This window comes from Stenotrophomonas genospecies 5 (genome assembly GCF_054473825.1).
In genome coordinates, this window is the sequence record NZ_JBTMUW010000004.1 from 299,254 (window position 1) to 317,547 (window position 18,294).

At 67.0% G+C, this 18,294-nt stretch carries 15 protein-coding genes; 10 read left to right on the forward strand and 5 right to left on the reverse strand.

Features of this window, described 5'->3' with window-relative positions; all coding sequences use genetic code 11:
• The first annotated feature begins 37 nt into the window (after positions 1–37).
• From rplU to cgtA, 3 genes are all read left to right on the forward strand, one after another.
• On the forward strand, positions 38–346 hold the full coding sequence (gene rplU, locus ACX9OW_RS20525) for a 50S ribosomal protein L21 (protein WP_006424709.1): 309 nt from the start codon (positions 38–40) through the stop codon (positions 344–346).
• A gap of 18 nt (positions 347–364) precedes the next feature.
• Positions 365–628, forward strand: coding sequence for a 50S ribosomal protein L27 (gene rpmA / locus ACX9OW_RS20530; protein WP_053516127.1), 264 nt, complete (start codon positions 365–367; stop codon positions 626–628).
• A 178-nt stretch (positions 629–806) separates the two neighbouring features.
• Positions 807–1,859 (forward strand): Obg family GTPase CgtA, encoded by a 1,053-nt coding sequence (gene cgtA / locus ACX9OW_RS20535; protein WP_065181115.1) that lies wholly within the window; start codon positions 807–809, stop codon positions 1,857–1,859.
• Positions 1,860–2,048: 189 nt separating this feature from the next.
• On the opposite strand, the gene rpsT is transcribed toward cgtA, so the two are convergent.
• Positions 2,049–2,318: a 30S ribosomal protein S20 gene (gene rpsT, locus ACX9OW_RS20540; RefSeq protein ID WP_005408560.1), complete on the reverse strand. Its 270-nt coding sequence runs from the start codon at positions 2,316–2,318 to the stop codon at positions 2,049–2,051.
• A 117-nt stretch (positions 2,319–2,435) separates the two neighbouring features.
• Between rpsT and murJ the strand changes: the two genes are divergently transcribed.
• From murJ to ACX9OW_RS20575, 7 genes are all read left to right on the forward strand, one after another.
• On the forward strand, positions 2,436–4,040 hold the full coding sequence (gene murJ / locus ACX9OW_RS20545) for a murein biosynthesis integral membrane protein MurJ (RefSeq protein ID WP_053516124.1): 1,605 nt from the start codon (positions 2,436–2,438) through the stop codon (positions 4,038–4,040).
• Positions 4,041–4,115: 75 nt separating this feature from the next.
• Positions 4,116–5,063: a bifunctional riboflavin kinase/FAD synthetase gene (locus ACX9OW_RS20550; protein ID WP_197600837.1), complete on the forward strand. Its 948-nt coding sequence runs from the start codon at positions 4,116–4,118 to the stop codon at positions 5,061–5,063.
• Positions 5,060–7,891, forward strand: coding sequence for an isoleucine--tRNA ligase (gene ileS / locus ACX9OW_RS20555; protein WP_459062757.1), 2,832 nt, complete (start codon positions 5,060–5,062; stop codon positions 7,889–7,891). The genes ACX9OW_RS20550 and ileS overlap by 4 nt, the downstream gene beginning before the upstream one ends.
• Positions 7,891–8,415 (forward strand): signal peptidase II, encoded by a 525-nt coding sequence (gene lspA / locus ACX9OW_RS20560; RefSeq protein WP_065174616.1) that lies wholly within the window; start codon positions 7,891–7,893, stop codon positions 8,413–8,415. Before ileS ends, lspA begins: the two co-directional genes overlap by 1 nt.
• A 27-nt stretch (positions 8,416–8,442) precedes the next feature.
• The gene (ispH, locus tag ACX9OW_RS20565) at positions 8,443–9,393 is read left to right on the forward strand and encodes a 4-hydroxy-3-methylbut-2-enyl diphosphate reductase (protein WP_065174617.1); all 951 of its coding nucleotides are present in this window, start codon (positions 8,443–8,445) and stop codon (positions 9,391–9,393) included.
• Positions 9,394–9,595: 202 nt separating this feature from the next.
• Entirely contained in the window at positions 9,596–11,479 is a 1,884-nt protein-coding gene (locus tag ACX9OW_RS20570; RefSeq protein WP_459062758.1) for a M61 family metallopeptidase, read from the forward strand.
• Entirely contained in the window at positions 11,476–12,141 is a 666-nt protein-coding gene (locus ACX9OW_RS20575; protein ID WP_459062759.1) for a lysoplasmalogenase, read from the forward strand. The genes ACX9OW_RS20570 and ACX9OW_RS20575 overlap by 4 nt, the downstream gene beginning before the upstream one ends.
• Here the strand turns inward: ACX9OW_RS20575 and treA are convergent, their stop codons facing one another.
• The 4 genes from treA to ACX9OW_RS20595 form a co-directional block, all read right to left on the reverse strand.
• Positions 12,142–13,761, reverse strand: coding sequence for an alpha,alpha-trehalase TreA (gene treA, locus ACX9OW_RS20580; protein WP_193396422.1), 1,620 nt, complete (start codon positions 13,759–13,761; stop codon positions 12,142–12,144).
• A gap of 73 nt (positions 13,762–13,834) precedes the next feature.
• Positions 13,835–16,624, reverse strand: coding sequence for a TonB-dependent receptor plug domain-containing protein (locus ACX9OW_RS20585; RefSeq protein WP_459062760.1), 2,790 nt, complete (start codon positions 16,622–16,624; stop codon positions 13,835–13,837).
• 14 nt (positions 16,625–16,638) lie between these two features.
• On the reverse strand, positions 16,639–17,607 hold the full coding sequence (locus tag ACX9OW_RS20590; protein ID WP_459062761.1) for a FecR family protein: 969 nt from the start codon (positions 17,605–17,607) through the stop codon (positions 16,639–16,641).
• Entirely contained in the window at positions 17,604–18,113 is a 510-nt protein-coding gene (locus ACX9OW_RS20595; protein WP_459062768.1) for an RNA polymerase sigma factor, read from the reverse strand. Before ACX9OW_RS20595 ends, ACX9OW_RS20590 begins: the two co-directional genes overlap by 4 nt.
• Between the last annotated feature and the right edge of the window lie 181 nt (positions 18,114–18,294).

Below are 18,294 nucleotides of genomic sequence, written 5' to 3' on the forward strand. Positions count from 1 at the left end.
AGCTCAGACCACAATAACTACAGAGGAAGGCCTGGTCATGTACGCAGTACTGGTCACCGGCGGTAAGCAATACCGCGTGGCGCAGGGCGAAAAGCTCCGCGTTGAAAAGCTCGAAGTCGAAGTCGGCAGCGAGATCAAGTTCGACAACATCCTGATGCTGGGCGACAGCGATGGCGTGAAGCTGGGCGATGCGCTGAAGGGCGCCGCCGTCACCGCCAAGGTTCTGTCCCAGGGTCGTGCTGACAAGGTCCGGATCATCAAGTTCCGTCGCCGCAAGCACCACATGAAGCGCCAGGGTCACCGTCAGTACTACACCGAAATCGAGATCACCGGCATCGCCGGCTAAGCATCAGGAGAAGCAGTCATGGCACATAAAAAGGGCGTAGGCTCCTCGCGCAACGGTCGCGACTCCAACCCGAAGTACCTCGGCGTCAAGATCTTCGGCGGCCAGGCCATCGAAGCAGGCAACATCATCGTGCGCCAGCGCGGCACCCAGTTCCACCCGGGTTCCGGCGTCGGCCTGGGCCGTGACCACACCCTGTTCGCCCTCGTGGACGGCAAGGTGGAGTTCTCGGTCAAGGGTCCGAAGAAGCGTCGCACCGTCAGCATCGTCTCGGCCGAAGCCTGATCCAGGCATCCGCCGGCACCCGTGCCCCGGCATGGGAATGCTGCATGAAGAGCCCCGCTTCGGCGGGGCTTTTCGTTAGAGTAAAAGCAAGACCGGCTGCGCCGGGTTGCCCGCCATCGGCTGGCATTACATTCAAGGCGACGGCAGGTTGGCCGCGCCCATCGCAGGCATCGAAACAATGAAACTGGTAGACGAAGCAGAAATCGAAGTGTTCGCCGGCAACGGCGGCAACGGCTGCATTGGCTTCCGTCGCGAGAAGTTCATTCCGCTCGGCGGCCCGGACGGCGGCGACGGCGGTGCGGGCGGCAGCGTGTACATCCGCGCCGACGAAAACCTGAACACCCTGGTCGACTTCCGCCATGACCGCATCTTCAGGGCGCAGCGCGGCGAGAACGGCATGGGCCGGCAGGCCTACGGCAAGGGTGGCGAAGATCTGACCATCACCGTGCCGGTCGGCACCGTGGTCATCAACGTCGCCACCGATGAAATCATCGGCGACCTGACCCAGCACAACGACCGCCTGCTGGTGGCCAAGGGCGGCAGGGGCGGCCTGGGCAACATGCACTTCAAGAGCTCGACCAACCGTTCGCCGCGCCAGGCGCTGCCGGGCGAGCCGGGCGAAGAGCGCACGCTGAAGCTGGAACTGAAGCTGCTGGCCGACGTCGGCCTGCTGGGCTTCCCCAATGCCGGCAAGAGCACCCTGATCCGCGCTGTCTCGGCGGCGACGCCGAAGGTGGCCGACTACCCGTTCACCACGCTGTACCCGAATCTGGGCGTGGTGAAGGTCGAGAACTACCGCAGCTTCGTGATTGCCGACATTCCGGGCCTGATCGAGGGTGCGGCCGACGGTGCCGGCCTGGGCGCGCAGTTCCTGCGCCACCTGCAGCGCACCCGCCTGCTGCTGCACCTGGTGGACATCTCGCCGATGGAGGGGGGCGTGGAGGGCATCTCCCCGGTCGAGCAGGTGCGCGCGATCGAGCGCGAGCTGGAAAAGCACGATCCGGAGCTGCTGCAAAAGCCGCGCTGGCTGGTGCTGAACAAGGCTGACCTGATGTTCGAGGACGAGGCCAAGGCGGCGGCCGAACAGATCGTGGCCGAGCTGGGCTGGAAGGAGCCCTGGTTCCTGGTGTCCGCCCTGGGGCGCGAAGGTACCTTCCCGATCATGAGCCGGATCATGGCCTTCTTCGATCGGCAGAAGGAAGAGGAGCTGGAGGCCCGCAACGCGCAGTAAGGGCGTTGTGGCTCCCGCCAGAAAAGCCCGGCTTCGGCCGGGTTTTTTGTTGGTTGCGATGCAGGCAGCAGCCGAGCATGGGCTCGGCTCTACGGAAAGCGGGCAGGGCCCGGAGTGCAGGCAACAAAAAACCCGGCCGGAGCCGGGCTTTTGCGTGTCGCCGGGACGGCAGCCCCGGCGGCAACCGGATCAGGCGGCCTTGAGGGCCTTGATGCGGTCGTTCAGGCGGCTCTTGTGGCGAGCAGCCTTGTTCTTGTGGATCAGGCCACGCGCGCTGAAGCGATCCAGGATCGGCTGGGCAACGGCGAAGGCGGCTTCGGCGCCGGCGGCATCGTTGGCGTCCAGCGCCTTGATCACTTTCTTGACAGCGGTGCGCAGCATCGAGCGCTGAGCCACGTTGCGCGCGTTGCGCACGACGGTCTGCTTGGCGCGCTTCTTGGCGGACTTGATATTGGCCACGGTGGTGGTTTCCTGAAAAAATCGGTGTTATGGGAACAGCAAGCTGGCTAGTATGATGGCGCGGGAAATGTACGTCAAGTCGATTGTCAAGAGGGACGTTGAGTGAGTTCACCGAAGATGTTGCGGGGCCTGCTGTCGTTCAGCAGCATGACCATGGTCTCGCGGGTGCTCGGACTTGTCCGGGACCAGGTGATCACCACCACGTTCGGCACCAATGCGGTTACCGATGCGTTCTGGGTGGCGTTCAGGGTACCCAATTTCCTGCGCCGCCTGTTCGCCGAAGGCTCCTTCGCCACCGCCTTCGTGCCGGTGTTCACCGAGGTGAAGGAGACCCGCAGCCACACCGAACTGCGCGAACTGATGTCACGCGTGGCGGGCACCTTGGGCGGGACGCTGCTGGTGGTCACCGCGCTGGCGTTGATCTTCGCTCCCCAGCTGGCGGTGGCGTTCTCAAGTGGCGCTGATACCGACCCGGTCAAACAGACCCTGCTGGTCGATCTGTTCCGCCTGACCTTCCCGTTCCTGTTGTTCGTCTCGCTCACCGCGCTGGCCGGCGGGGCGCTGAACAGCTTCCAGCGCTTCGCGATGCCGGCGCTGACCCCGGTCATCCTCAACCTGTGCATGATCGCCGGCGCGCTGTGGTTGGCGCCGCAACTCGGCGGCACCCCGGAAAAGCAGATCCTGGCGCTGGGCTGGGCCGTGCTGGCGGCCGGTATCCTGCAGCTGCTGTTCCAGCTGCCCTCGCTCAAGGGCATCAATCTGCTGACCCTGCCGCGCTGGGGCTGGAACCACCCGGGTGTGCGCAAGGTGCTGACCCTGATGGTGCCGACCCTGTTCGGTTCCTCGGTGGCGCAGATCAACCTGCTGCTGGACACCCTGATCGCCGCCAAGCTGACGGATGGCTCGCAGTCCTGGCTGTCCCTGGCCGACCGCTTCCTGGAGTTGCCGCTGGGGGTGTTCGGCGTGGCCCTGGGCACGGTGATCCTGCCGGCGTTGGCCCGCCACCACGTCAGCACCGACCGCGAGGGCTTCTCGCGCTCGCTCGACTGGGGCCTGCGCATGACCCTGCTGATCTCGGTGCCGGCCATGCTGGGCCTGGTGCTGCTGGCTGAACCGCTGATCGCCACGCTGTTCCAGTACCGCCAGTTCACCGCCTTCGATACCCGCATGACCGCGCTGTCGGTGTATGGCCTGAGCTTCGGCCTGCCCGCGTTCGCCCTGTTGAAGGTGGTCCTGCCGGCCTTCTATGCCCGCCAGGATACCCGCACCCCGGTACGTGCCGGCGTGGCCGCGCTGGTGGCCAACATGGTGTTCAACTTCGTCCTGCTGGCCGTGCTGTATCAGGTGATGGTGCCGGACGCGCTGAAGGCGCAGGGTGTAATGACGGCCATCGGCAAGCAGCCCGGCCTGCATCTGGCGCTGGGCATTGCCAGTGCGTTGTCCAGTTACCTGAACCTGGGCCTGCTGTGGTACTGGCTGGGCAAGACCGATGTCTACCAGCGCCTGCCGGGCTGGGGCAGCTACCTCGTGCGGCTGCTGGTGGCGTGCGCGTGCATGGTCGGCGTGCTGCTGGCCCTGCTGTACTGGATGCCGGCCTTCACCGGGATGGACAAATGGCACCGGATCGGCGGCCTGATCCTGCTGGTGGGGGGCGGTGGCCTGACCTATCTGTTGGCGATGCTGGCCATGGGCTTCCGCCCGCGCGACCTGCGCGGGCATTGATCGTCGCCTGCGGCGGCTATACTTCAGGGTTACACCATTGAAGCGGCGGCCCCGGGTGGGCCGGAACGGGAGTTGATGAGCAGGCTGTTCAGAAGCGTCGAGGGCGGGGAGCTGCTCCCCAACGGAAGCGTGGTCTGCATCGGTGCATTCGACGGCCTCCATCTGGGGCATCGTGCACTGGTGCGGCATGCCGTTGCGCGCGCGCGCGCCTTGGGCGTGGCTGCGGTGGCCGTGGCGTTCGAACCGTTGCCCCGTGAGTTCTTCGCCCAGGGCACACCACCACCGCGCTTGACGCTGGCACGCAGCAAGGTCGAGATGCTGCGCGAGCTGGGGGTGGACGCGGTGGGGCTGCTGCGCTTCGATGCAGCGATGGCGGCGATGCCGGCCGAAACCTTCGTCCGCCAGCTGCTGGTGCGGCGACTGAATGCCCGCGAAGTGTGGATCGGGCCGGAGTTCTGCTTCGGCAACCGTCGCCGCGGTGATCTGGCCCTGCTGCAGAAGCTGGGTGGCGAGCTGGGCTTCAGCGCGGGCGAGATCGAGGCGGTCGACCTGCACGGCGAGCGCATTTCCAGTACCCGCATCCGCCAGCTGCTGCAGTCCGGCGATTTCGCCCGGGCCGGCGATCTGCTCGGTCGCCCCTACGCGATCAGCGGGCGCGTGGTGCGTGGTCGCCAGCTCGGCCGCACGCTGGGCTTCCCGACCGCCAACCTGCGTTTCCCCAAGACCCCGGCGTTGTCGGGCATCTACGCGACCTGGGTGCACGGTGTGTTCGACCAGCCCTGGCCGTCGGTGTCCAGCTTCGGCACGCGGCCGACGGTGGAGGGCGTGGAGCCGCTGCTGGAAGCCCACCTGTTCGATTTCCAGGGTGACCTGTACGGTCGCCACATCGACGTTGAATTCGTCGCCAAGCTGCGTGACGAAGAGAAGTTCAATGATCTGGCGGCACTGACCGACCAGATGCACCGCGACGCCGAGCAGGCGCGCGCCATCCTTTCCGAACATAGATTGCGAGCCACTGCGTGAGCCAGGACTACAAGACCACCCTGAACCTGCCAGCCACCGATTTCCCGATGCGCGGCGACCTGCCCAAGCGCGAGCCGGGCATTCTGGCGCGGTGGGAGGAGCAGGGGCTCTACCAGCAGTTGCGCGACAACGCCGCCGGCCGCCCGTTGTTCGTGCTGCACGACGGCCCGCCGTATGCCAACGGCCGCATCCACCTGGGCCACGCGGTCAACAAGATCCTGAAGGACATCATCGTCAAGTCGCGTTACCTGGCCGGTTTCGATGCGCCCTACGTGCCCGGCTGGGACTGCCACGGCCTGCCGATCGAGATCGCGGTGGAAAAGAAGTGGGGCAAGGTCGGCGTGAAGCTCGATGCGGTTGAATTCCGGCAGAAGTGCCGTGAGTTCGCCGAGGAGCAGATCGACATCCAGCGCGTGGACTTCAAGCGTCTGGGCGTGACCGGTGACTGGGACAACCCGTACAAGACCCTGAGCTTCGACTTCGAGGCCAACGAGATCCGCGCACTGGCCAAGGTGGTGGCCAATGGCCACCTGGTGCGGGGTGCCAAGCCGGTGTACTGGTGCTTCGACTGCGGTTCGGCGCTGGCCGAAGCCGAGATCGAATACCAGGAAAAGGAATCGCCGGCGATCGACGTGGCATACCCCGCGCGCGATCCGCAGGCCATCGGCCAGGCATTCGGCGTGAGCGTGCCGGCCGATGTGGACGTGGCGGTGCCGATCTGGACCACCACGCCGTGGACGCTGCCGGCGTCGCTGGCCGTGTCGTTGGGTGCGGACATCCATTACGTGCTGGCCGAAGGTCCGGCGCACAACGGCAAGCGCCGCTGGCTGGTGCTTGCCGCTGCGCTGGCTGGACGTGCGCTGCAGCGCTACGGCGTCGAGGAGGTGGTACTGCACGGCGAAACCACGGGCGCTGCACTGGAAAACCAGCTGCTGTCGCATCCGTTCTATGCCGGGCGCGCGATCCCGCTGCTCAACGGCGACCATGTGTCCGACGAAGACGGTACCGGTGCGGTGCACACCGCTCCCGGACATGGCCAGGAAGACTACGTGGTCAGCCAGAAGTACGGCCTGCTCGACACGTACAACGCCGGCCAGGTGACGCCGATCGATGGCCGTGGCGTGTACCTGGAATCGACGCCGCCGGCCGGTGACGTGGTACTGGCCGGCCAGCACCTGTGGAAGGCGCAGGAGGCCATCATCGGCGTGCTGCGCGACAACGGCACGCTGCTGGCCTTCCACCCGATCCGCCACAGCTATCCGCACTGCTGGCGCCACAAGACGCCGGTGGTGTTCCGTGCCACCCCGCAGTGGTTCATCTCGATGGACAAGGCCAACCTGCGCAGCGATGCGCTGGCCGCGATCGACACCGTCGGCTGGTTCCCGGCCTGGGGCAAGGCGCGCATCCAGAGCATGGTCGATGGCCGTCCGGACTGGACGATCTCGCGCCAGCGCACCTGGGGCGTGCCGATCGCACTGTTCACCCATCGCCAGACCGGCGAGATCCACCCGCGCTCGGTGGAGCTGATGCAGCAGGTTGCCGACCGTGTCGAAGCCGAGGGCATCGACGTGTGGTACTCGCTGGATGCAACCGAACTGCTGGGCGCCGAAGCGGCCGACTACGAGAAGGTCACCGACATCCTCGACGTCTGGTTCGACTCGGGTGTCACCCATGAAGGCGTGCTGGCCGCGCGTGGCTTCGGCAAGCCGGCCGACCTGTACCTGGAAGGCTCGGACCAGCACCGCGGCTGGTTCCAGTCGTCGTTGCTGACCGGCGTGGCAATCGACAGGCGCGCGCCCTACAAGCAGTGCCTCACCCATGGTTTCACCGTGGACGAGCACGGTCGCAAGATGTCCAAGTCGCTGGGCAACGGCATCGAGCCGCAGGACATCATGAACAAGCTGGGCGCGGACATCCTGCGCCTGTGGATCGCCTCGGCCGACTACAGCAACGAGATGTCGCTGTCGCAGGAGATCCTCAAGCGCAATGCCGACGCCTACCGTCGCCTGCGCAACACCGCGCGCTTCCTGCTCGGCAACCTGGACGGTTTCGATCCGGCCCGGGACCTGCGCCCGCTCGACCAGATGGTCGCGCTGGACCGCTGGATCGTGCATCGCGCGTGGGAACTGCAGGAGAAGATCAAGGCGGCCTACGACGGCTACAACATGGCCGAGATCGTGCAGCTGCTGTTGAACTTCTGCAGCGTGGACCTGGGCTCGCTGTACCTGGACGTCACCAAGGACCGCCTGTACACGATGCCGACCGACTCGCACGGTCGCCGTTCGGCGCAGAGCGCGATGTATCACATCGCCGAGGCGTTCACCCGCTGGGTGGCACCGATCCTGACCTTCACCGCCGACGAGCTGTGGGGCTACCTGCCGGGCACGCGCACCGGCCACGTGCTGTTCACCACCTGGTACGAGGGCCTGGCGCCGCTGCCGGCGGATGCCCAGCTCAACGCTGCCGATTTCGACCAGCTGCTGGCCGTGCGCGAGCAGGTGGCCAAGGTGCTCGAGCCGATGCGTGCCAACGGCGCGATCGGCGCCGCCCTGGAGGCCGAGATCACCGTGGCCGCCAGCGAAGAGCAGGCGGCGCGCTGGCAGCCGCTGGCCGACGAACTGCGCTTCCTGTTCATCAGCGGTGACGTGCACGTGCGTCCGGCAACCACCGACGAGGTGTTCGTCAGTGCCCAGCCGACCACCAAGGCCAAGTGTGTGCGCTGCTGGCATCACCGCGCCGACGTCGGCAGTCATGCCGATCACCCGGAACTGTGCGGCCGTTGCGTGAGCAACATCGACGGCGCTGGCGAAGTTCGGAGCTGGTTCTGATGAGCGCCGCCCGTCCGCATCCCAACGCTCTGGTCTGGCTGCTGCTGTCGGCGGCCATCATCGGCCTGGACCAGTGGTCCAAGGCCTGGGTCCTGTCGAGCCTGCCGGAGTTCCAGCCGGTGGTGGTCATCGATGGCTTCTGGAACTGGTATCGCACCTACAACACCGGTGCCGCATTCAGTTTCCTCAGCGACGCCGGTGGCTGGCAGAAGTATTTCTTCACGGCGCTGGCGATCGCCATCAGCGGCCTGATGGCATGGTGGCTGCGTGGCACCGCCCGTGGCAACTGGAAGGCCGCCGTTCCCTATGCGCTGATCATCGGCGGGGCGATCGGCAACGTGATCGACCGCCAGGTGCACGGTCATGTCGTCGATTTCATCCAGTGGTACGTTGGCAGCTATACCTGGCCGGCGTTCAACATCGCCGACTCGGCCATCGTGGTCGGTGCCATCGGCATCGCCCTGACCGGCCTGTTCGACGGCAGGTCCGCCAAAAAGGCGGATAATGCCACTCCGAAACCGTAAGCCGGCCGCTGCCGGGAGATTGAACTGATGGATGTGCTGCTCGCCAACCCGCGTGGTTTCTGTGCCGGTGTCGATCGTGCGATCGAGATCGTGAAGCGCGCGATCGAAACGCTCGGCGCGCCCATCTACGTCCGTCATGAGGTGGTGCACAACCGCTTCGTGGTCGATGATCTGAAGCAGCGCGGTGCGATCTTCGTCGAGGAACTGGACGAGGTGCCGGACAACAACACCGTCATCTTCAGTGCCCACGGTGTATCGCAGGCAGTGCGCCTGGAAGCGGAGCGTCGTGGCCTGAAGGTATTCGATGCTACCTGTCCGCTGGTCACCAAGGTCCACTTCGAAGTGGCGCGCCATTGCCGTGCGGGCCGCGACGTGGTGCTGATCGGCCACGCGGGCCATCCGGAAGTGGAAGGCACGATGGGGCAGTGGAACCAGGAAGCCGGTACCGGCCAGATCTACCTGGTGGAGGATGTGGAGCAGGTCGCCACGCTGCAGATCAACCAGCCCGAGAACTTCGCCTACACCACCCAGACCACGCTGTCCGTGGACGATACGCGCGGCATCATCGACGCCCTGCGCGAGCGCTTCCCGGCCATGCAGGGGCCGAAGAACGACGATATCTGCTACGCCACGCAGAACCGGCAGGACGCGGTACGTGACCTGGCCAAGCGCTGCGATCTGGTGCTGGTGGTCGGGTCCCCGAACAGCTCCAATTCCAACCGGCTGAGCGAGCTGGCACGGCGCGAAGGCGTCGAGAGCTACCTGATCGACGGCGCCCATGAGATCAACCCGGCCTGGGTGCAGGGCAAGCAGCACGTCGGCGTCACCGCCGGTGCGTCGGCACCGCAGGTGCTGGTCGATGGCGTGCTTGCGCGCCTGGCCGAACTGGGCGCCGGCAGTGTGTCCGAGCTTGATGGCGAGCCGGAATCGATGGTGTTCGCGCTGCCGAAGGAACTGCGCCTGCGCCTGATCGACTGACCGGGAAAGGCCTCGTCCACGCACGGCGTGGATCTACTGAAACCGCTCTGGTGGGTGCAAACCAGCACAAGGTGGGTGCGAACCTTGGTTCGCACGCTTTTGGGCATGCGCGGATGGGCAGCCCGCCCATGACCTTTGGCCATGGGGCCGCGCACCACACAGGCCTAGCATCGGAGGATTCTCCGCTGTTGGAAGCCGCCCGATGAAGACCCGTGCCCTGGTGATGTCCGTGCTGTTCGCGCTGGCGGCCACACCCGCGCTGGCGCAGAGCCCGCCGCCGGCCGATGCCGCTGCGCACGGCCTGCTGCGCATCGACGTGGACGCGCGCGATCTGGCCCGGCGCATCTTCAAGGTGACCGCCACCGTGCCGGCAAAGCCCGGCCCGATGACCCTGCTGTACCCGCAGTGGATTCCCGGCAATCATTCGCCCACCGGCCCGATCGACAAGCTCGCTGGCCTGCGCGTCACGGCCAATGGCAGGCCGCTGGCCTGGCAGCGGGACCAGTACAACGTCTATGCGTTCAAGGTCGATGTGCCGGAGGGCGTCAGCGAGATCGTGGCGCAGTTCGATTTCCTGTCCTCGCAGGGCGGCAACCAGGGCCGCGTGGTGATGACGCCGGAAATGCTCAACCTGCAATGGAACGCCAACGCGCTGTATCCGGCCGGGGTCGATGCCCGCCATCTGCAGGCCCAGGCCAGCGTGACCCTGCCGAAGGGCTGGAGCTATGCCACCGCGCTCGAAACAGTCCGGCGCGACGGTGACACGGTGGTGTTCAAGCCGATCACTTTCGACCATCTGGTCGATTCGCCGCTGTTCGCCGGTGAGCATTACCAGCGCATCGATCTGGACCCGGGCGCCAAGGCGCCGGTGCACCTGAACGTGTTCGCCGATGAAGCGAAATCGCTGAAGCCGACCGAGGCACAGATCAAGGCGCACCGCGCCCTGGTGCAGCAGGCTGACCGCTTGTACGGCGCGCGCCACTACGACCATTACGAGTTCCTGCTGGCATTGACCGACCGACTGGGCGGCATCGGGCTGGAGCATCATCGCTCCAGCGAGAACAGCGCTGCGCCGGGCTACTTCACCGAGTGGGATGACTCGGCATGGATGCGTGACCTGCTGCCGCACGAGTACACGCATTCCTGGAACGGCAAGTATCGCCGTGGCGCGGACCTGGCAACCGACAACTTCAACGTTCCGATGGGTGACAGCCTGCTGTGGGTGTACGAAGGCCAGACCCAGTTCTGGGGCCAGGTGCTGGCCGCCCGCTCGGGGTTGTGGTCCACCGATCAGGCGCGCGACATGCTGGCCAATGTTGCGGCGACCTATGATCGCGGTCGCCCGGGACTGGCCTGGCGGCCACTGCAGGACACCACCAACGACCCGACCATCGCCCAGCGGCGCACACTGCCGTATCGCAATTACCAGATGAGCGAGGACTATTACTCCGGCGGCCAGATGCTGTGGCTGGAAGTGGATGGCAGGCTGCGCGCGCTGACCGGAAACCGGCGCAGCCTGGATGATTTTGCCCGTGCCTTCTTTGGCGTAGGCAACGGTGACTGGGACGTCAATCCGTATACGTTCGACGACGTGGTGGCGACCTTGAACGCCATTGCTCCGTACGACTGGGCCGGCTTCCTGCGGCAGCGCCTGGACGGCCACGGATCGCTGACCGGCGGTCTGGAACTGGCCGGCTGGAAGCTGGTCTACCGCGACGCGCCGAACGATGCCTACAAGGCACAGGAAAAACGCGCCAAGGCGGCGCTGCTGGCGTACTCGCTCGGTGCGACGGTGATGGACAGCGGTGTGGTCGGCGACGTGATCTGGGACAGTCCCGCCTTCAACGCAGGCCTGGCGCCGGGCATGAAGGTGATCGCCATCGGTGACCGCGAGTACAGCAGCGAGCGGTTGAAGGACGCGGTTGCCGTTGCCGCCACCAACAAGGCGCCGATCACGCTGCTGGTCAGGCAGTTCGACCGCATCGTGCCGATCCGGATCGACTATCACGGTGGCCTGCAGTATCCGGTGCTGGAGCGCATTCCCGGCCGCCCGGATCAGCTGGCCGAGCTGTGGAAGCCGCGATGAGACCACGCCTGGGCGGCAGTGCGGTCCTGCTGCTGGCGGTGCTGGCCATCGTCGGTGCATTCCTGCCCGGCGAAGGCCGCTGGCTGCACTGGCTGGCAAAGCCGGCAGCGACCCTGCTGATCGCGGCGATGGTATGGCAGGTGCATCCTGCTGGATCGCCGTCGTACCGTCGCGCGGTGCTGGCGGGCATGCTGCTCTCGTGCGCAGGCGACATCGCGCTGATGCTGCCGATGGATGCCTTCGTCCCCGGCCTGCTGGCGTTCCTGCTGGCCCACCTCTGCTACATCGTCGCCTTCCGCGATGGTCTGCGCGCGGGTCGCGGCCTGGTCGCCGCAGGGGGACTTCTGGGTGTGTTCGCCGCGCTCAACGTGTCCGGTCTATGGCCGCATCTGCCGGCGCCGATGCGCATCCCTGTGCTGGCCTATGTGGTGGTACTGGCGTGCATGGCGATCCTGGCGCTGGCGCGGCAGTGGACCCGCCCGCGACCGGACGCTGTCGAAGCGGGCAGCGCACGCTGGGCAGCGGCCGGTGCCCTGCTGTTCATCGCCAGCGATTCACTGCTGGCCTGGGACCGCTTCGCCGGTGGCCTGCCGCTGGCAAGCCTGCTGGTGCTGTCCACCTACTACGCGGCGCAGTACGCGATCGCACGATCGGTGCGCTAGCTACTCGACGTCGCCCGCGTTCTCGCAGGTCCGCTGCCGCGGGCACAGGCGATCCAGCAGTGCCAGTGTCACCCCGTTGCTCCAGCCGAAGCCATCCTGCAGCGGATACTCGCCGCCACCCCCTCCGCCCGCGGAGCCATCGACCACGTACTTCTCCACCAGCTTGCCTTGCCGATCGTAGACGGACTGCACGGTGCGCAGGAAGCGCACTCCCAGCTGCCGCGCCAGGCGCTCCTGACCGTAGTGCTGCAGGCCATCGACGGCCACCCACTGCAGCGGTGCCCACCCGTTCGGCGCGTCCCACTGCTGGCCGCTGACGAGGGTGGTGGTCAGCAGGCCGCCCTCACGCATCAATTGTGCTTCGGCTGCGTCGGCGCTGCGTCGCGCCTGCTCATCGGTGGCGATCTTCAACCACAACGGATACAGCGCGGCAGCGGTCAGGGCAGGGCGCAGCTGTCCGCTGCGCAGATCGTGATCGGCATACCAGCCCTGCGCCGCATCCCACAGCAGGCGATTGATGGCACTGCGTCGGGCCTCGGCCCGGGCCGAGTAGTCGCGGGCCGATGCGCGGTCGCCGGCCACGCGGCTGGCCCGGGCGATGGTCTGCTCGAGGTGGTACAGCAGACTGTTCAGGTCGACTGGAACGATCGACGTGGTCTGGATGCTGGACAGTGCACTGGGGTCGTCCATCCATCGCGAGCTGAAATCCCAGCCGGATTCGGCGCCGGCGCGAAGGTCGCGGTACACCTGCGAGGGTGCCCGCTGCGGTGCCTGTGCCGCCGTCGCCAGATCGTCCGTCCACGATTCGCTGCGTGGCACCGCGCGAGCATCCCAGTAGCGGTTGAGCAGGTCGCCATTGGGCATGCGCACCACGCGCTCGCGTGCCTGGCCGGGCGCAAGGCCATCGGCGCCCCGCATCCAGAAGTCGTGCTCGGTGCGCAGCTGTGTCAGATAGCGGCGGTACGCCTGATCGCCTTCGTGCGCGGCCAGCAGGGTCACCATCAGACTGAAGAACGGCGGCTGCGAGCGGCTCAGGTAGTAACTGCGGTTGCCGTTGGGAATGTGCCCGTACTGGTCGAGCTGCCACGCGAAGTTGTCGACCATCGCGCGGACCTGGGGCCAGCGGCCACTGGAGGCCAGTCCCAGCATCGTGAAGTAGCTGTCCCAGTAATACACCTCGCGGAAGCGTCCACCGGGCACCACATACGCGTGCGGCAGCGGCAGCAGCGAGCCATGGGGATCGACCGCCGTGGACTGCCGGGTCAGCACGGGCCACAGGCTTTCGATATGCGCGCGCAGGCTCTGGCCGGCGGGTGAGACGTAGGGCGCAGGTCCACCGGGCAGGTCGAAGGCCCTGTCGACGAAGGCCTGCAGCGTGTAGCCAGGCTCTCGCTGCGCGCGCTGCCAGTCAGCCAGCAGTGCAGCCGGCGACTGTCGCGGCACAGCATCGGCAAAGGTCTTCTGGTCGGGGAACAGATGCGCGCGCTGGACCTGCTGGAAAAGCGGCTGCCAGGCCTGGTCCGGTGGCGCAGGGGTCGATGCGGGTGAGCCGGCGCATGCCGCGCCGGCACTGAGCAACAGAGCCAGTACGCAGACGACCGGGCGGATCGAAGGACGCATGACGTACCTCACGGTGGGCGTGGGCCCACCCTAGCGTGCCGCCCGTGTCACCCGCGTGTGGATGCCAGCGGCCTCAACGGAACTGCAGGGTCAGCAGGAAATAGCGGCCCAGCGGATCATCCAAACCCGGCAACTGTCCGCCGTTGCCGACCAGATAGTTCACCGGCTGCCGGTCAAGCACGTTGTGCACGTCCAGCGCGGCGATCACCCGCGGCCCCACCCTGCGCGCCATGTGCAGGTTCCAGCGCAGCTGCCGTGGATTCATGCAATGGTTCATCTCGCGCTGGTCATCGGGGCATTCCGCACCGGGCAGCCAGGCGCGCGTGCGTCCCACCTGGTTGCCGCGCAATGCCACGTCCCATGACGTGTTCTGCCATTGCACGGTGAGGATCGCGGCCATTGCCGGCGTGGCATGGCCGCGAAGATCCACGCTGCCATCCTGCCCTCGTTCGCGGCGCAGCGCCTGCTGTTTCAGCGCGTCCAGTGAGAAAAGCCACTGGCCGGTGTCATCGGTGTCGACGCGGTATTCGCCGCGCATTACCCAATTGCGCGACGTCGTGCGGCCGATGTTGTCGAATGACAGGCGAAGACTGCTCAGCCGCCCTTCGTCATCCAGCTCCCACGTGCTGCGGTTCCATGCCGCGTCGGTGGGCCGCAGGGCAAGGATCTCGTTGCGCAGCTCGACGATGTTGTGGGTCAGTGACAGCGAGAACACGTCGTTGGGCGTCCACGTGGCTGCCAGCGAATGGCTGCGTGAACGCTCCGCCTTCAGCGCGTCGTTCTCGGCGACCTCCACGTTGACCAGGCAGCTGCCGTCGATCGCGGGCTGTGCGCAGGGCGGCAGGCCCGGCGAGGCCGGCAGCGCGACCAGGCCGAAGTAGCCAGGGGGGCGTCGCTGCTCGAACAGGCTGGGCGCACGGTAGCCTTGTCCGCTGGTCAGCAGGAACGACCAGTGGGGCGTTGGACTCCAGCGCAGTCCCGCGCGTGGCGAGAACGCCAGGTAATCGCCATCGCGGTCCCAGCGTGCGGCCACGTCCATGCGCAGCGAGCGGCTGAGCGGCAGGCCGACCTCGGCATAGGTGGCTCCGCTGCGACGTGACAGGCGTCGCTGCTGCTGGGGCAGGCCCAGTGCCAGATCGCCCTGGATCAACAACGGATCGGGTAACGAGGCCCATGCTTCGTAGCGCAGATCGACGCCGGTGGCCAGCTGGGCCGGCCCTCCAGGCAACTGCATCAGTTGCCGCTGCATGCCCCACCAGCCCTGCCACTGGTCAGTGCGTCCACGATTGCGGATCGACGGGAACAGCTGTTGCGCTTTGTCCGCACGCAGCGAGGTAAAGCCGGGAAGGTAGTCCAGTGTCTCGGCGGCGTGCAGCAGCGGTTCGGTGCGCACGGTGCCCGGCGTGACCAGGGTGACCTGGCTGCGTTGCGCGCTGATGCCCGCATCCCAACTGCGTGACTGCTGCTCGCGACCGATACCCAGGGTGATGTCGGCATCGCTGGCGCGCACGTGCGGGCGCACGCTTCCGGCCTCGCGCAGCACGCTGTTGAACGTGATGCCGTACAGGCCGATGGCAACGGCGGTCGGCCCCAGGTCGAAACGCTGCCGATTGTGACTGCCACGTGCTTCCAGATAGGCGTAGCGTCCTTCGCCACGCTCGTGCCGGTAACGCAGGTAGGCCGAGGCAGTATCCGACGCGGGCTGCAGCGAGCGCGGCCGCGCGCTGTCGAACCAGCAGCCATCCTCACGCTGCATCAAGGGACCTTCGCAGAGTTCGGCGGGGATGTACGCGCCGTCGTAGAACGCGCCGATCGGATACAACGACGTTTCCGCATGCCACGCACGGCGATCGCCGGCCACGTGCTCGATGCGATGCAGGTCCAGGCCGGCGAACCAGCGGTCCCCACCTTCGCGTACGCCGCCGTTGGCGATCTGCAGGCGATTCTGCTGCGCGTCGCCGCGGCTGCTGATGCCCGATTGCACCGTCGCCTCCGGGCCTTCGGCCTGTTCGCGCAGGATGATGTTGACCACGCCGGACATCGCGTCGGCACCATAGATGGCCGACGCGCCTCCGCGCACCAGCTCGATGCGTTCGATGAAACTCAGGGGAATGCCGCCCAGATCGGTGAGCCCGCCCTGTTCCAGCGACACCATCGGATAGCGTGGCAGCCGCCGGCCGTTGACCAGGAACAGGGTCGCACGCGGCCCCATGCCATCCAGGCTGGTGGTGGCTGCAGCGCCCACCGGCAGATACTGCGAATCGCCGCCGCGCGACGTGGTCATCGCCGGGTGGCCGTTCATGCCGGGAAGGTGTCGCAACAGGTCGAACAGGCTGCCGTAACCACTGCGCAGGATGTCTTCGCGATCGATGATCGTCATCGGCAGCGTCGTCTGCACGGAGGTGCGCGGCAGGCGGCTGCCGGTGACGTGTACCGGTGCCAGTTCCACCTGCGCGGGGGCCAGTGCGACGGGCGGCGGCGGCTTGGGCGACGTCACGGTCGGGGCACGTGCAGGGGGCGCGGCAGAAGCAGCGACGCGGCGGATGACGAACGCCCCCGAGGGTGTGCGCAGGATGTTCACCGGCATCCCGGAGACCAGCTGCTTGAGAGCGATCGCCGGTGCCTGTCGGCCGTCGGCGCCGGGGGTGTGCAGGCCCGTCAGCTCGCGGGCGTCGAATACCAGGGCGATGCCGCTCTGGCGTGCCCATTGCTGCAGTGCCGATGCCAGCGGGCCGGGTGCGATGTGGTAGTCGACATTGGCGGGTTGCTGGCCGGCGTAGGCCGGCGCGGCGCTGGCAGCGCCGAACATGACCCACAGCAGCCCCCGGAGCAGCCCCCACTGCAGCGCGCCCGGTCCTGCCATCACCGCCTTTCTCCTCAGTAGGTACGCCGCAGTTCCAGCGCGCCATCCGGGCGCGCCTGGCCGGCAACCGACCATCCCAGCTCCAGCGCAGACAGCAGTTCCTCTGCGTCGCCTGCACGGAAGGTGCCGCTGACCGCGAGACTGGCGATCTCCGGATCGGCGATCACCATCTGCGTGCGGCCGTAGCGGTTCATGCGTTCGACCACGGTCGCCAGGGGAGTGGCATCGAACACCAGCCGTCCCTGCAGCCAGGCCTCAGCCGCTTCGGTCGAGGCGAGCGCAGGGCCCGGCTGGATCCGTCCGGAGGGCAGTACCTGCAGCTGCTGGCCCGGGGCCAGCGTGTGCTGCGCGCTGCCGCTGGTGACCTCCACTGCGCCTTCCAGCAGAGCGACCTCGACATGGCCGTCGCGCAGGCGCTCCACCTGGAAGGTGGTTCCGATATCGCGGATCGAACTGCTGCCCGCCTGCACACGCAGGTCCTTGCGCGACGGTGCCACCTGCAGTTGCAGCCGACCCTGCTCCAGGACCAGTTCCCGATGGCGCCAGCCCATGCGCACGGTCAACGTGGTCCCTGCGTCCAGGATGGCGGAGCTGCCATCGGCCAGCGTCTGTTGGCGGGGAGCAAGGCTGTCGTTGGCATAGATGCGGGGCGTGGGATTGCCATCGGTGGCGACCATCCAGCCCATGCCGATGGCCAGACAGAGCGCCGCCGCAGCAGCGACGCCGGGCAGCCAGCGGCGCCGGGCCGGATGCGCGGCGCGCGCCGCCGCCGTGCGCAGCCAGGGATCCTGGGCCAGGCCCGCACTCTGCTGATAGAGCGTTTCGGCCTGTACCCACGCCTTGACGTGGCGGGTGTCCTCCGCCAGCCAGTCTTCGAAGCGCTCGCGTTCCTCGGGCGTGCAGTCGTGTGCCTCCAGGCGCGCCACCCAGGCGCTGGCGCGCTCGAACACTCCCGCCTCTTCCGTGTGCCGGGTGCTGATCATTCGTTGTCCCTGTCGTTGTGCAGCGGGTGTGGCCCCAGCTCCTGGCGCAGGCCCTGCAGTGCACGGGCGATGTGTTTTTCCACGGTCTTGGCGGTGATGCCACAGTGCTGCGCGATCTGCGTGTAGCTCATCCCGGTGATCCGGTTGAGCAGGTACACCTCGCGCGCGCGCTCCGGCAGTTTGAACAGGGCCTGCCGGAGCAGGGCGAGCATCTGCCCGGATTCGGCCTGGCGCAGCGGGTCGGCTGACGTGCTGGAGGGCTCGTCGCTGCCATCGCGCTCGGCCAGCGACAGATGCGGTCTCGCCTGCGTCGAGCGGCCGCGGTCTGCCAGGCGGTTGCGGGCGATACGATACAGCAGCAGGCGCAGTTCCTCGGTGCCGTGCGCGCGATAGCGGATCAACCGTTCCATGCAGTCCTGGGCGATGTCCTCCGCATCCTCCGGGCCCACCCCACGGGTACGCAGGAAAGTGCACAACGGCGCGCGCTCTTCCCTTACGAACGTGATGAAGGCGTCCGGAGGCCCAGGCGGATCCGGTGCGCGATGGATCAGGGGGGACGAAGCGGACAGGGCTGGCCTCGGGCAACGATGAGGGGGGCGTCACCGAGTTTTACGCGACGATGACCGGATGGGGAAGAGCCGCCGGCCTGCACGTGTCGATCATGAATTCGTTCACCTTTCACTCGGA

What these genes read in the sequence shown, in the direction of transcription:
- rplU (WP_006424709.1), top strand. Translation starts at nt 38, where the DNA reads ATGTACGCAGTACTGGTCACCGGCGGTAAGCAATACCGCGTGGCGCAG.
- rpmA (WP_053516127.1), top strand. Translation starts at nt 365, where the DNA reads ATGGCACATAAAAAGGGCGTAGGCTCCTCGCGCAACGGTCGCGACTCC.
- cgtA (WP_065181115.1), top strand. Translation starts at nt 807, where the DNA reads ATGAAACTGGTAGACGAAGCAGAAATCGAAGTGTTCGCCGGCAACGGC.
- murJ (WP_053516124.1), top strand. Translation starts at nt 2,436, where the DNA reads ATGTTGCGGGGCCTGCTGTCGTTCAGCAGCATGACCATGGTCTCGCGG.
- ACX9OW_RS20550 (WP_197600837.1), top strand. Translation starts at nt 4,116, where the DNA reads ATGAGCAGGCTGTTCAGAAGCGTCGAGGGCGGGGAGCTGCTCCCCAAC.
- lspA (WP_065174616.1), top strand. Translation starts at nt 7,891, where the DNA reads ATGAGCGCCGCCCGTCCGCATCCCAACGCTCTGGTCTGGCTGCTGCTG.
- ispH (WP_065174617.1), top strand. Translation starts at nt 8,443, where the DNA reads ATGGATGTGCTGCTCGCCAACCCGCGTGGTTTCTGTGCCGGTGTCGAT.
- ACX9OW_RS20570 (WP_459062758.1), top strand. Translation starts at nt 9,596, where the DNA reads ATGAAGACCCGTGCCCTGGTGATGTCCGTGCTGTTCGCGCTGGCGGCC.
- ACX9OW_RS20575 (WP_459062759.1), top strand. Translation starts at nt 11,476, where the DNA reads ATGAGACCACGCCTGGGCGGCAGTGCGGTCCTGCTGCTGGCGGTGCTG.
- treA (WP_193396422.1), bottom strand. Translation starts at nt 13,761, where the DNA reads ATGCGTCCTTCGATCCGCCCGGTCGTCTGCGTACTGGCTCTGTTGCTC.
- ACX9OW_RS20585 (WP_459062760.1), bottom strand. Translation starts at nt 16,624, where the DNA reads ATGGCAGGACCGGGCGCGCTGCAGTGGGGGCTGCTCCGGGGGCTGCTG.
- ACX9OW_RS20590 (WP_459062761.1), bottom strand. Translation starts at nt 17,607, where the DNA reads ATGATCAGCACCCGGCACACGGAAGAGGCGGGAGTGTTCGAGCGCGCC.